The following is a 12961-nucleotide window of genomic DNA, read 5'->3' as shown; positions in this document are numbered from 1 at the left end:
ACCCAAGCCAACTGCTTCGAGTCCACTCTAGGCAAGAGCAGCCCGCGCAGCCCTCGATTTACGCGACAACGCGCATAGCCGCGTTGACGCATGTACGTCTGACCACCGCCGTCCGTACGCTCTTGCTGGTCGGCCCTCATACAGCATCGACCAGCCGGTAGAAGCCCTCGGCGGCGTCCGGGGAGACCAGCAGGAGCCGGATGTCGTCGACGATGGTCAGGTCGATGGACATCAGCAGAAGCATCGCTGAGCAGTTCGGCGGCGTCGAGCCGGCGGCCTCGGAGGAAGAGATCGCCGAGGGCATGCTCAAGAAGTCGGCAGCGTTCGCGGCCTCGGGCAACCGCCGCGACCTCCCATGGCGACTGACCTGGAACCACCGGCCGGGCCCGCGACCCTATGGGGGAGTCGCGGGCCCGTTGGAAGGCTCACTCTTCAAGAACAGGTCAGGGCAGTCACAGGGGTTGGGCTACGCCCCAGAAGTTGATGGTCTCAGCCCGTCCGGTTTGCGTAGCGGCTCTCCTTGTAGCCGGAATTACAGTACGGGTGAGTCAGGGCTGCGTTACTCGCCGATCCTGTTCCCCCGTCTTCTTTGCGAATCTTGTGGTCTACGGTGACTGATTTGAAGTGCAGGCGCGCCCGGCAAATTTCACACCTGGTGGCTTCGGCAAGCGCGGCTTTCAGAAATACCGAATTCTTCGTTTCCGCAGAGAAGTTCCGACGGTTGATTCGGTCGTCTTCTGTGAGTACCTTCACTGGCGCTCGCAGTGCACCGTTCTCCTGAAGGCGCGCGATGATCGCGTCTCCTTCCAGCCCTTCAAGCATCGCCTCGAAAACGATACGGTACATCGTCAGAATCGGTGGTACGGATCGCTGGAGGCTTCCGTACGCGCGGACGATCTGATTCAAGAAGTACTTGTAACCGATCAGGAATTCTTCGAAGTCCTTCCGGACGTCGGTAAACTTGAGGAGACGGTTCTTTTCTGAAAGCTCCTGGATGAGGGCCGTCGCGGCCAAGAAGGCCGCTGGTTGAAACCTTCCAGTCGCGCTATAGAAGTAGACTGCGGGGTGGAGTCCCAGTGATGCGGGGCCGTTTCCTGCAATCCTGCCAGCGGTCCTTTTCACCGCCCGCATATATTCCAGTGTAGTTGCGCCGTCAGGATCGTCGTCCAAGGTGATGATTTGTTGTTGGTTCCGACCCTTTCGCTTGGCGGCCGGGACCTCGCTGCGCCACATGTCGGGGTGGAGTTTGTTGACGAAATTGACGAGCTCGAAGACCATTTTGACGCTATCGGAAGAGTACCCTCTCCCGGCCACGGGCAAGTCCGCTGAGCGGATGGCCATATCCAAATTTGGCTTAAAGATCAGATCGTAGACATCCTTGGCGAGGGTTTCGATTTCGGACTGGATCGACTCATCGAAGGATGACCAGTACTTGTGACCTGTGCCCGCTCGAATAAAAGCCCGCGTGGCCAATGCGTTGGGCTTGCGGCGCGCCTTGATCATCTCAAGTTCGGTCGGATCGATAGGCGTGGCTTGCTGATTGATCCTGAAGAATGAGCTCTCTGCCTTCTCGGCTTCCCCGTTGACCCACTGCAGGTGGATTGCGAAAGCGCTCAGGTTTCTGGCGAGCTGCAGTTTCTCCTTGGGAGTGGTATCGGTATTGCGTAGAGCGAGGCCCAAATCGGCGTACGCTCCCACGCTTTCCTGGATGAGCCTGCGCGTAGCTTCGGCCGCCTTCTTTTGTTCATTCGGGATGACGTTGTCGAAAAATCGCATCGAAGTGTGCTTGTCGCCGTAGTCGTCTTGGACCCAAGCGGCAAGTGCGCTCAACCTGTGGGCGCCATCAATTACGAAGATGTTTCCACTGGTGGGTGAGCGCCACAGGATGATGGATGGGATCAAGTCCCCGGCAAGAAAACTACGGACCAGTTCGGCGACCTTTTCGGGTGTCCAGTTCGCCGTTTCACGCTGAAAGTCCGGCTTTCGCAGGACGTTGTACATCAAACTGTCCTGTGTCAGGTCCGTGATTTTCATCGTGGTGCTGAGAATGGAGGTCTGGGTTGCCTGCTCAGAGGTGATGGCCTCGAAGTCTTCGCGAGGGATCAACGCATCGAGGTTGACCATATGAGTCGCCATTTCCCGCCCCTTTCCTGTGCTGCGCGATTAGCCCATCCGTCGGTATCGAGCGATCACCACACTAGCGGTGTTGAACTCCACGGGGGTGGGATAGTCAGTTCGGGCGTTATCTGGGGATTGCAGTCTTGTGGGGTTTCTCCGGGTGCAGAAGGAAAGTTCCGTTTGTGTGTATTTTGTCTAGATCGGCCAGATTGGCCGGTAAGGGCATCTGTTTGGAAGTCTGGGTGGGACGGTTTCCCGTTGTGGAAACTTGAAGCCCTTGCCCTGCTCTCCCTTTGATCGGGAGCATGGAGCGGTACGCAGGGCAGCCGTAGCGAGGGGGCAAGGCGTGGAGGTCAGGAAGCTCGTCACGACCTGTGAGAACGGGGACTGTCCCACGCTGTACGCGACTGACCGGGACACTCTTCTCGTGCAGGGTGAGGTGCCGGACGGCCACGGGCTGGCGATCCCGGCGCACGAGACCCTGGTCGAGATCCCCATGGAACTCATCCGGAAGGCCATCCGTGATCAGCTCATCTAGCAACCTGGTGGAGCGGTTCAAGACGTTCGAGCGGGAAGCGTTCCGGTTGGAGATCCTGGACGACTACAACGTGCCGTCGAGCGCGGAGAACCTGCGTGCGTTCCTCGCCGGTGAGCCGCAGCCGGAGGACTACAACGCTGGTTGGGTCGAGACCGTTCGATCCGCCACGCAGGCCGGCAAGCGGATGTACCGGGTGCACATCGCCTCCCGACCGTTGACGGACTACCTCCGCTACGAGCTCGGCTGGGGGTATCTGAAGAACATGACGGGCGGTGAGGAGTTCTTCATCCTGGACATCACCGAGAAGCCGAACCCCCTGGAAGGGGTGCCGGACTTCTGGCTGTTCGACGAGACCTCCCCGGTCGTCATGAACTACGACGACACGGGTGCGTTCCTCGGGCCGGATTTCCTTGATGCCGGGCGCGCGGCGGACTTCGTCCGCTACCGGGACACGGCTCTCGCTCATGCCGAGCCGTTCTCCGAATGGTGGGCGAAGTACGGCGGGTGAACAGAACCGAACTGGGATCGGCGCTCCGGGCGCTCCGGCAGGCATCCGGCAAGGAAGCCAAGGCCGTCGCACGCAGCGCCGTCATGTCCACCGCCAAGCTGTCGAAGATCGAGAACGGCCATGTGGCGCCCAGTGTGGTGGACGTGGAACGCATCCTTACGGCCTTGGACGTGTCCGAGCAGGTCAAGGCCGAGTACATGGCCGCGGCGCGTGCTCAGGCCACGGAGGCGACGGCCTGGCGGCTGTTCCGGCGTATGGGCTTCCACCGGAAGCAGGAGGAGATCCGGGCGCTGGAAGCCTCGATGAAGCTTCTGCGGCTGTTCCAGCCGTCCCTGGTCCCTGGGCTGTTGCAGACACCCGAATACGTACGCGCCGTGTTGCAAGGCAAGGGACTGAGCGAGGACCAGCTTGCTCGCACCATCGGAGCTCGGATCGAGCGTCAACGGGTGCTGTACGACACCGGCAAACAGCTCCGCTTCGTCATCACGGAACCCGTACTGCGCTGGCGTCTTCTCCCGCCCACGATGATGGCCGGACAGCTGGACCGCATCGCATCCGTCTCCCGCCTGCCGAACGTGGACGTCCGAGTCGTCCCCCTGGACCGTCCGCAGACCGACGTGCCGGGGCACTCCTTCGTTATTCGGGGCGACCGCATGGTGACGGTCGAGACCACGCACGCCGAGGTGATTGTGACCGATCCCAGGGATGTCGCCCTGTACGTCGACAAGTACGAGCGCTTCGCCTCAGCGGCCACCGTCGGCGACGCAATGCGAGCGATGCTCGCTGACATCCGGGACGGATTCTTGCGCGAACGGGAAACAGGCTAGATCCCGCTGATCAGCGGCTGGACCATCGTCTCCACCGAATGAGCGAGCGGGGAGGCGTACGGCGTGAGCAGAGCACAGACGACGATGTCGGGCCCGATGCACCTGTCGTTGCCGAACCTGCCGCCGAAACCGGCGGACGGGTGTGGGGTGTGCTGTGCCCTGGTCGCGCAGCGGCAGGAGGCTCGGGATCTGGGTGACCTGTCGGCGGCGACGGACGCCGACGTGGAGATCCGCAACCATCCGCACCGCACTCGGAGGTCGCGATGACGCGCTCGGTACTGCGGTACGTGGAACACCGCATCAGCCGTCACCCGGGGACGGACGTGACCTTCGAGGCCGAGTGCCTGCGCTGCGACTGGCAGGCGCCGGCCGCGGACGACGGAGCAGCGGTGGACATCGAGTGCATGAGCCACACAGGCCGAACGGGGCACCAAGGTTTCCGCCGCTGGTGCACGTCCTTCGCGTGGGTTGAGCGCGCGGGATAGCCCACGGTCTCATCGTGGGAGGCAGCCCTTCAGACGTCCTCGGTCAGATGGCGGTACAAGGTGGCGCGGGAGATGCTGAGGGCCTTGGCGGTGGCGCTGACGCTCTCACCCTTCGCCTTCCTGGCACGGGCGACGGTGAGGACATCCTCGTTCACGACCGTCGGCCGACCTCCGGTGCGCCCCTGGGCCCTGGCCGCGTCGAGTCCGGCGCGGGTGCGTTCCTTGATGAGGCTGCGCTCGAACTCGGCCATCGCACCGAACACCTGAAGCATGAGTCGGCCGTCCGCCGTACCTGGGTCGATGCTCGCCAGTGCGCCCGTCAGCACTTTGAAGCCGATTCCTCGCTCCCCGAGCGTGTCAACCATCGTCACGAGGTCGATGAGTGACCGCGCGAAGCGGTCCAATTTCCACACGCACAAGGTGTCGCCGGGGCGGGCGTAGTCGAGGGCAGCTCGTAGTTCCGGACGGTCGGTGTTCTTGCCTGATGCTCTGTCCTCGAAGATCCGGGCGCACCCTGCTGCCGTCAGCGCGTCGAGCTGGAGCTGTGCCTCCTGGTCGTCAGTCGAGACGCGGACGTATCCAATGAGATGACCGGTTGTCGTGGTGGTCTCTGCCATGACGAGACTGTCGCACAACTCGTCTCAAAACACCAAGGTCGATAGTCAGGTTATGAGATGGGTTTTGAACATGACTGGCCCCCCATCAGGTTCCTGGTGGGTTCGTCTCACAAACCTTGGTTATTGAGACCACGTTCCGTAGTCACGCTTCGTAGCGAAGCTAGGCTCCCGCGCATGACCAACGATCTCGGTTACACCTGCTCATGCTGCGGCGAGTACCACGCGGAGCTTCCGATGGGCTACAGCACCACAGCTCCCGACGTCTGGGACGAGAGCTTCGAGGGCCGGCCCGACAGCCTGCTCTCCTCGGACCAGTGCGTCATCAACGCCGAGCACTACTTCGTCAGGGGTCTGATCGAGATACCGGTCATCGGCAGCGATGAGGTGTTCTCGTGGGGGGTCTGGGTTTCGCTCAGTCGGGACAACTTCTCCCAGGCTACCGACATGTGGAACACGCCGGGACGCGAAGCGGAGAAGCCGTACTTCGCCTGGCTCACCACCGAGCTTCCGATCTACTCGCCCAGCACCATCAACCTGAAGACGAACGCCCACACCCGCCCGGTCGGCCAGCGCCCCTACATCGAGCTCGAACCCACCGACCACCCCCTCGCAGTCGAGCAGCGCACCGGCATCACTCTCGACCGCGTGCGTCAGATTGCCGAAGCCGTCCTCCATGGCAACGCCGAGAACGGCTGACCGGCACAGCCGTTCAGGTCGGCGTCGGAGCGGTGGGGTATGACCCCCCGGGCCTGACAAGGCAGACCGCCACGTCTTGGCTGCTGAGATCCTGCCACGGTTCCAAAGGCCGTCAGGTGATGGCGAAGGGAGGCGACTGTGAAGAACACGCAGGTCAAACCGCCTCACCCCATCCGACCGTCGGCCAGGGGGCTGCACAAGAGTGCAGCCCTTTGGAGCTCATCTTTCGAGGCTTCGCTCTTTTGGGGCGCGCAGCGCCCCACCTGGTTAGCTTCTTGTCCTTCGCTTTTGGGCCCCTGCGGGGCCGCTCTGTCGAAGCAGGCTCGGGCGACGGCGGTCTGATGACCGCCCCTTGCCTCTGCCGCTGAGGGCGCTGCCGCGCCTCGCTTCCCTTCGCCGTTGCTCAGCATGCCGCTTTGCGTTGCCGCCCCGGCAGGGGCCGTACTGGGAGGCCAAATAGATAAGAGAGACAGCCTGCGTTTCCGCAGCTCAGAGGCGCTATGGGTACACGCGAGGCGTGTGTGGACTACACGCGGGAACGGCGCCTATCGGTCTTGGTGGATGCGGCAAGGGACCGGGGCGCCCTTCCTCTTCTGGAAGAGGTGAGGAGGGACAACGAGGCAAGCGGCCCCGGATCGCGGTGACACGAGCTCCAACCGCTTCGCTCGGATGACGGCATTGGTCGCGCTCTGGTCCGACAGGGGCTGGTCCTCCTTGCCCAGCAGAGCGGCCAACTTCCCCGGACCGAAGCTCGCGTGGCCCTGGCAGTCGGCCCACCCGAGGGCGGCGAAGTGGACGCGGTAGGCGAGCTGGTGCCGGGAGTCCTGGGCCATGCGCCGGTACTCGTGCTGGGAGATCCCGCCCCAAGAGCGGCCGGTACCGAAGTGGATAGCCACTGAGCGCGGCTCCTTCCTGTGCGGCGCACGGATGCGCCAGTTACCCCCGCCTGGTGGCGGGACATGTGCCTCCTTTTCTTCGCGGGGGTGGACCAGCCATGGCCGGCATGGTCCTCACAGGGTGCCCAGGCTTCGGGCCTGGACTCGGTCTCGTGCAGTCGGGAGCGACGGCGGCGACCTGGCAGGAATCCTACAGAGCAGGGGAGGGCCCGTAGCGGGGCCCTCCTGTCGTCCAAGGAGGAGACGGTCAGCTCTCGCTGTGCACCGCCGCCAAGTCCCGGACGCGGCGCTTGAAGTCCATCGGGATCAAGACCTGCACGCGGCCCTTTCCTTCCTGCCACATGCCGTCATGTCCTTCCGGGGGCATGGCCTGCACAGCAGTCAGGGGCGGCAGCTTCTCGGCGTGGATGACCGCCCTGACTCCGGCTGCCCGGAGTTCCTTGCCCTTCTCGTGCTGGGTCGACAGCTTTGCCCAGCGCTCGCGGTAGGTCTCATTCGTCGGGATCTCGTCCCAGCCGTCCGGCCGGGTGGGCTGGGCCATGAGTTGCTCGCGTCGTGCGTCCAGCCGTTTGTACGTCTCCCGGTACTCCTGCTTGCCCAGCTCACTGGAGTAGAGACCGGCTTCGCGATCCTCCCGGAGTTCTGCCAGCGCGCGGTTGACCTCCTCGATGTCCCGCGTGAAGTCGACGCCCGGGCGGAAGACCTTCCGCACGATCTCGACATCACCGGCCGCGCGCAGGAAGACCTCCTCGACGGCTCCCTCCAGCACATGAGCCGCAATGCCCTTGCTGCCTGTAGGGCAGGGCTTGTGCGTGGTCCGGGACGCACAGCGGTAGTAGGGCCAGTTCCGCCCCGGGCCGAGATACGCGGGTTCACCGCAGGTGCAGAAGGCGACCCTGAGCATCGGGGAGCCGCCCTTCCGGTTGCCGTTGCGCTTGCTGGTGTTCTCGTCCAGCTTCTTGTTCGCTAGCTCCCACTCCTCTTGAGTGATCAGCGGCTCCGCCCGCTGGAGAGGGCGCCCCTCCGTGTCACGGACGACGCGGGTTCGCTTCGTCTTCTGGCCGTCGATAACAACTTCCTCCGTCACCTCCATCTGACCGAGAACGTTCAGGGAGCGCACCACCTTGGCTGTGTTCGCAGCGGTCCACCGGCCGCCCTTCGGGGGCTTGCCGTTCCTGATCAACTGAGCGTCGAGCGATACCGGAGTCTTGGTCGGGTCCTCGTTGAGCCACTGGGCGATGCTGTTCGCCGACTCGCCCTCGATAAGCCGGCGGACGATTTCGCGCAGCGTCCCGGCGGTGTCCGTTCCGTAGTCGTCCAGGACCAGACGCCAGCCGTCACCGGTGTCCTGCTTCTCCGCCCGGTAGCCGTACGGGATCCGACCACCGCGCCAGCGCCCCTCCTTCACCAAGTGGTTGTACGAGGACTTCGCCCGGGCCTTGATGGCTTCGAGCTCCCCTTCCGCGAAGGAGGCGATCAGGCTGAACAGCAGCTTGCCCATCTGCGTGTTCAGGTTGATCCCGTCCTCGACGGTGGCGACCTCCTTGCCGTGCTTCTCACACCACTCCACGAGTGTGTGCACGTGGAGCACACGCCGGGAGAGGCGGTCGAGCTTCAGCGCGCAGATGATGTCGTACTCGTCGGCCCGGGACTCCTCCAGCGCGATCCGGTGCTCGATCGAGCTCACCTCTTTGCCGATCGTAGAAGGCAGCCACTTACTGAACTCCGGGCGCTTCCAAGGCTCGACACCGCCGGATACGTCGATGTCCTCGACCCACCCGACAACGACGTGCCCTTCCTGGTCAGCCCATCGTTGAACCGATCGGCGCTGGCGCTCCGGCGATGTGGTCTCGTCCGACACCTTCGACAGGCGGACTACTCCCAGGACTCTTGCCACTTGCTCTCCCCATCCCCTGTGGTGCTTGGAGATCGACGCTAGGGCCCCGGCAGGCACGGCGTCAAAATGAATTGTTTGGTACGGCAAATGTCTACGGGTGGGGCGAGAACAAGGGGCGCACCGAGGAGATCCTCGGCACCTGGTTCGCCCAGGGCGGCGACCGTCGTGACAAGGTCGTCCTCGCCACCAAGGTCTACGGCAACATGGGCCCGGACGGCGAGGCGTGGCCCAACCACGACAAGCTCTCCGCACTCAACATCCGGCGGGCCGTCGACGCCAGCCTCAAGCGGCTCCAGACGGACCACATCGACCTGTACCAGTTCCACCACGTCGACCGGTCCACCCCGATCGACGAGATCTGGCAGGCCATCGACGTACTGATCCAGCAGGGCAAGATCCCCTACGCGGGCTCGTCCAACTTCTCGGGCTACAAGATCGCCCAGGCCAATGAGCGGGCCCGGCAGCGAGGCAGCTACGGCCTGGTCAGCGAGCAGTGCATCTACAACCTGATGCAGCGCGAGGCCGAGATGGAGGTCATCCCGGCCGCCCAGGAGTACGGCCTCGGGGTCATCCCGTGGTCGCCGCTGCACGGCGGACTGCTCGGCGGCGCGATCCGCAAGGAGCGCGAGGGCGGTGGCGCCCGGTCCACCACGGGCCGGTCCGCCGACGCGCTCGCCGACCCGAAGGTACGGGCGCAGATCCAGGCGTACGAGGACCTGCTCGCGAAGCACGGTCTGGAGCCCGGCGAGGTGGGGCTGGCCTGGCTGCTGACCCGGCCGGGCGTCACCGGTCCGATCTCGGGCCCGCGCACGGGTGAGCAGCTCGACTCGGCGCTGCGCGCGGTCGAGCTGGAGCTTTCGGACGAGGTGCTGGCCTCGCTGGAGGAGATCTTCCCCGGTCCGGGCCCGTCGCCGGAGAACTTCGCCTGGTAGCCGGGTGCCGGTGCCGTCAGGCGGCCGTCGTCATCCTCCGAGGGCGGCCGCCACGGCGACAACGGCGAACATCAGCACGAGTACGGCGGCCATGATGCGGTTTCTGGTCTTCGGATCCACGCTTCGAGCCTAACCGCACCGCTCACCGGCCCAGCGGCCAGGCTCGCGTCACCTCGTACCGCGGCTGCTCCCCGGGCACTCCCGCCACGGGCAGGTTGCTCCGTACGAGACTCAGCTCACCCGCCTCCCAGTGCTGCCCCTCGAAGCCGTCGAGCACGGCCGTGAACGCGGTCAGGTCGGCCGGGGTCCGGCTGCGGGCCAGGGTGAGGTGCGGGGTGTAGCGGCGGTGCTCCTCCATCGGCAGCCCGGCCCGGCGGGCGGCGGCGTCGGCGCGCTCGGCGAGCAGCCTGAGCGTGTCGAGCCCGCCCGCCGCCCCGGCCCACAGCGCCCGTCCGTCGAACCGTCCGCCGCCGTGCACGCGGAGGGGGAACGGCTCGGTGCGGTGCGCGGCGCGCTCCATCCGCCCGTACAGCTCGGGCAGCACGTCCTCGTCCACCTCGCCGAGGAACGCGAGCGTGTAGTGCCAGCCCTCGGGCGCCGTCCAGCGCAGGTCCCGCGCACCGGGCAGCTCGTGGAGCGGGGCGACGGCCCGCCGCAGCTCCGCGACGGCCGGGGCGGGCGGCAGAACGGCCGCGAAGAGTCTCTGACTGCTCATGCGCGCGAGTCTGGCAGCTCCCGGCGTGTCCCGGGGCCCGTGCGTATCGTTGCACTACGCGGCTGCCCGCACGCCCGTGCGGCGGCGGGGAGGAGCGTCACGATGACCGTCGTAGACACCGACAGGATCGAGATGGCCGAAGAGAGCGACGAGCGCACCCTGGACATGATGTTCGAGTGGCTTGAGCCCACCCCCGAGGGATTCAAGGTAGAGATCGTCGAGGGGAACGTCTACATCTCGCCGCAGCGGGACACCCACTGGGAGATCATCTTCGACATCGTCGAGCAGCTGCGTGCCGCGTACTCCCGCAAGCAGCTGAAATCCGACGTACGCATCGATTTCCCCGGGCGGCTCAACGGCTTCGCCTCCGACGTCGTCGCCCTGACCGAGGGCGCCGCGAAGGACGAGAAGGGCCGGTGGCGATACCAGGACATCGAGTTCATCGCCGAGGTGATCTCCAAGGACACCGCCGCCAACGACTACGGCTCCAAAAAGGCCACATACGCCACCGCCGGTGTACCCGTGTACCTCATCGTCGACCCGTACAAGGGCACGTGGCATCTCCACACGCTCCCGAAGGACGACGAGTACCGCGGTGTGGTGGGTTTCGACTTCGGCACCCCGGTCGACCTGACCGACACCCCCGTCGGCCTCACCCTCAGGACCGACGCGTTCCCCCGCGACTGACCGCACGCCCATATGCGCGGAACCGCCCTCCTCCCCGTGGGGGAAGAGGGCGGTTCCGGTGTGCTCACGCAGCCGTCGCCAGTTGCTCGCGCGGGACGAACCGAACGTGCGGGCGGCCCGGACGGAGGTCGACCTTGAGGCGCAGGCCGCCGACGCGGGCCAGCATGAAGCCGACCGCCAGGGCGGCGACCATCGAGATCGCGCCGCCCGCCGCGAAACCCGTGCGGGCGCCGTACGTGTCGCTGATCCAGCCGACGATCGGGGCGCCTACCGGCGTGCCCCCGGCGAAGACCATCATGTAGAGGCTCATCACCCGGCCCCGCATCTCGGGGTCGGCGGCCATCTGGACGCTGGTGTTCGCGGTGATGTTGGTCGTCAGGCCGATCATGCCGATCGGGACCAGCAGGATGGCGAAGAGCCAGACCGAGGGCGACAGGGCCGCGGCGATCTCCAGCAGCCCGAAGGCCGTGCCCGCGGCCACCAGCATCCGCAGCCTGGTGGAGCGGCGGCGGGCGGCGAGCAGGGCGCCGGCCAGGGAGCCGGCCGCCATCAGGATGTTGAAGAACGAGTACATCCCGGCCCCGCCGTGGAAGATCTCGTCCGCGAAGGCGGTGAGCCAGATCGGGAAGTTGAAGCCGAACGTGCCGACGAAGCCGACCAGGACGATCGGCCAGATCAGGTCCGGGCGCCCGGAGACGTAACGCAGTCCTTCGCGCAGCTGGCCCTTGGCGCGGGGGACGGTCACCGAGGCGTGCATCTCGTCCGTGCGCATCATCAGCAGGCCGATGAGCGGCGCGAGGAAGGACAGGCCGTTGAACATGAAGGCCCAGCCGCTGCCGACCGTGGTGATCAGGACACCCGCGACGGCGGGGCCGATGAGCCGGGCGGACTGGAAGTTCGCCGAGTTGAGGCTGACGGCGTTGCGCAGCTGCGCGGGGCCGACCATCTCGGAGACGAACGACTGGCGGGCCGGGTTGTCCACGACCGTCACCATGCCGAGCAGGAACGCGATCAGATAGACGTGCCAGACCTCGATGGCGCCGGAGAGGGTCAGGACGGCGAGTGCGATGCCGCAGAGACCGAGCATGGCCTGGCTGACGAGCAGGATCTGCCTCTTCGGGAGGCGGTCGGCTATCACTCCGCCGTACAGACCGAAGAGAAGCATGGGGAGGAACTGCAACGCCGTCGTGATACCGACGGCGGTGGCGGAACCGGTGAGGCTCAGGACGAGCCAGTCCTGCGTGATGCGGGACATCCAGGTACCGGTGTTGGAGATCACGGCGCCCGTGGCGAACAGGCGGTAGTTGCGGATCTTCAGCGACGAGAAGGTCCCGCCGGTCTTGCTCTCGTGGGTGGACGTCGGTGCGGGGGCGGAGTCTGCTCCGGATCCCGTACTCAAAAGGGTTCGCCTCCTCGGGCGTATACGGCGTGCTGTCCGACGGGGACGTGACAGCGGGCGCTCCGGCTGTGGTCCGGGGCGCCCGTGGGGTCACAGGTGGGCAAGCTTCTCCAGCACGGGCGCCGCGGCCCGCAGCGTGTCCCACTCGTCCTCGTCCAGGCCCTCGGCGAGGGTGGTCAGCCAGGCGTTCCGCTTGGTGCGGCTCTCCAGGAGCATGGCCTCGGCCTGCTCGGTCTGGCTGACCATCTTCTGCCGACGGTCATCGGGGTGCGGTTCGAGCCGGACCAGTCCCTTGGCTTCGAGCAGGGCGACGATGCGGGTCATCGACGGCGGCTGCACGTGCTCCTTGCGGGCCAGCTCACCGGGGGTGGCGGAACCGCAACGGGCAAGGGTGCCGAGCACCGACATCTCTGTCGGGCTCAGCGACTCGTCGACACGCTGGTGCTTCAGACGTCGGCTCAGCAGCATCACGGCGGAGCGAAGGGAGCTCACGGCGGCGGCACTGTCGCCGTCGTGGATCAGGTCAGGCATGTTTGTTAGCGTAACTCATTACCTACCCTAAATACCACTCGGGTGGTACACGCGCGAGAATCTGCTCACCCGAACGAGTGATTCGGAAGCGGAAAGTGACACCGAGCGTGCGCCA

Annotated in this window: 13 protein-coding genes and 1 pseudogene; 7 read left to right on the top strand and 7 right to left on the bottom strand. The window is 65.5% G+C overall.

Annotated elements, in window-relative coordinates:
- Positions 1-142 precede the first annotated feature (142 nt).
- Both OG251_RS45015 and OG251_RS22750 read right to left on the bottom strand, forming a co-directional pair.
- Positions 143-223 (bottom strand): annotated as a pseudogene (locus OG251_RS45015) (ATP-binding protein); the annotation flags it as partial.
- Between the two features lie 266 nt (positions 224-489).
- Positions 490-2136, bottom strand: a complete 1647-nt coding sequence (locus tag OG251_RS22750) for an HNH endonuclease family protein (protein WP_326678892.1) — start codon at positions 2134-2136, stop codon at positions 490-492.
- Positions 2137-2464: 328 nt separating this feature from the next.
- Between OG251_RS22750 and OG251_RS22745 the strand changes: the two genes are divergently transcribed.
- The 4 genes from OG251_RS22745 (at position 2465) to OG251_RS45010 (ending at position 4476) form a co-directional block, all read left to right on the top strand.
- Positions 2465-2656 carry a hypothetical protein gene (locus tag OG251_RS22745; RefSeq protein ID WP_326678891.1) on the top strand — a complete coding sequence of 64 codons (192 nt, stop codon included), beginning with the start codon at positions 2465-2467 and terminating at the stop codon, positions 2654-2656.
- The gene (locus OG251_RS22740; protein ID WP_326678890.1) at positions 2640-3164 is read left to right on the top strand and encodes a DUF6879 family protein; all 525 of its coding nucleotides are present in this window, start codon (positions 2640-2642) and stop codon (positions 3162-3164) included. Before OG251_RS22745 ends, OG251_RS22740 begins: the two co-directional genes overlap by 17 nt.
- Positions 3161-3991: a helix-turn-helix domain-containing protein gene (locus tag OG251_RS22735; RefSeq protein ID WP_326678889.1), complete on the top strand. Its 831-nt coding sequence runs from the start codon at positions 3161-3163 to the stop codon at positions 3989-3991. The genes OG251_RS22740 and OG251_RS22735 overlap by 4 nt, the downstream gene beginning before the upstream one ends.
- 263 nt (positions 3992-4254) lie before the next feature.
- Complete coding sequence (locus OG251_RS45010) at positions 4255-4476, top strand: DUF7848 domain-containing protein (RefSeq protein ID WP_442818361.1); 222 nt, start codon at positions 4255-4257, stop codon at positions 4474-4476.
- Between the two features lie 29 nt (positions 4477-4505).
- Here the strand turns inward: OG251_RS45010 and OG251_RS22730 are convergent, their stop codons facing one another.
- Entirely contained in the window at positions 4506-5093 is a 588-nt protein-coding gene (locus tag OG251_RS22730; RefSeq protein WP_326678888.1) for a recombinase family protein, read from the bottom strand.
- 234 nt (positions 5094-5327) lie between these two features.
- Here OG251_RS22730 and OG251_RS22725 point away from each other — a divergent pair, with 234 nt between their 5' ends.
- Positions 5328-5789, top strand: coding sequence for a DUF2199 domain-containing protein (locus tag OG251_RS22725; protein ID WP_326681366.1), 462 nt, complete (start codon positions 5328-5330; stop codon positions 5787-5789).
- A 1143-nt stretch (positions 5790-6932) separates the two neighbouring features.
- On the opposite strand, the gene OG251_RS22720 is transcribed toward OG251_RS22725, so the two are convergent.
- Positions 6933-8582, bottom strand: a complete 1650-nt coding sequence (locus OG251_RS22720; protein WP_326681365.1) for a recombinase family protein — start codon at positions 8580-8582, stop codon at positions 6933-6935.
- Positions 8583-8653: 71 nt separating this feature from the next.
- Here OG251_RS22720 and OG251_RS22715 point away from each other — a divergent pair, with 71 nt between their 5' ends.
- Positions 8654-9514 carry an aldo/keto reductase gene (locus OG251_RS22715; protein WP_326678887.1) on the top strand — a complete coding sequence of 287 codons (861 nt, stop codon included), beginning with the start codon at positions 8654-8656 and terminating at the stop codon, positions 9512-9514.
- Positions 9515-9656: 142 nt separating this feature from the next.
- Here the strand turns inward: OG251_RS22715 and thpR are convergent, their stop codons facing one another.
- Positions 9657-10229 (bottom strand): RNA 2',3'-cyclic phosphodiesterase, encoded by a 573-nt coding sequence (thpR, locus tag OG251_RS22710; protein WP_326678886.1) that lies wholly within the window; start codon positions 10227-10229, stop codon positions 9657-9659.
- 102 nt (positions 10230-10331) lie between these two features.
- On the opposite strand from thpR, the gene OG251_RS22705 reads away from it, so the two are divergent.
- Positions 10332-10916: a Uma2 family endonuclease gene (locus OG251_RS22705; protein ID WP_326678885.1), complete on the top strand. Its 585-nt coding sequence runs from the start codon at positions 10332-10334 to the stop codon at positions 10914-10916.
- Positions 10917-10980: 64 nt separating this feature from the next.
- Here OG251_RS22705 and OG251_RS22700 read toward each other — a convergent pair whose 3' ends face one another.
- Together OG251_RS22700 and OG251_RS22695 are read right to left on the bottom strand one after the other, a co-directional pair.
- Positions 10981-12315, bottom strand: coding sequence for an MFS transporter (locus OG251_RS22700; RefSeq protein ID WP_326678884.1), 1335 nt, complete (start codon positions 12313-12315; stop codon positions 10981-10983).
- 90 nt (positions 12316-12405) lie between these two features.
- Positions 12406-12846, bottom strand: coding sequence for a MarR family winged helix-turn-helix transcriptional regulator (locus OG251_RS22695; protein WP_073718624.1), 441 nt, complete (start codon positions 12844-12846; stop codon positions 12406-12408).
- Positions 12847-12961: the final 115 nt, after the last annotated feature.

The organism is Streptomyces sp. NBC_01237, from assembly GCF_035917275.1.
In the GTDB taxonomy this organism is placed as follows: Bacteria; Actinomycetota; Actinomycetes; order Streptomycetales; family Streptomycetaceae; genus Streptomyces.
This window is presented reverse-complemented; position numbering and strand designations above follow the sequence as displayed.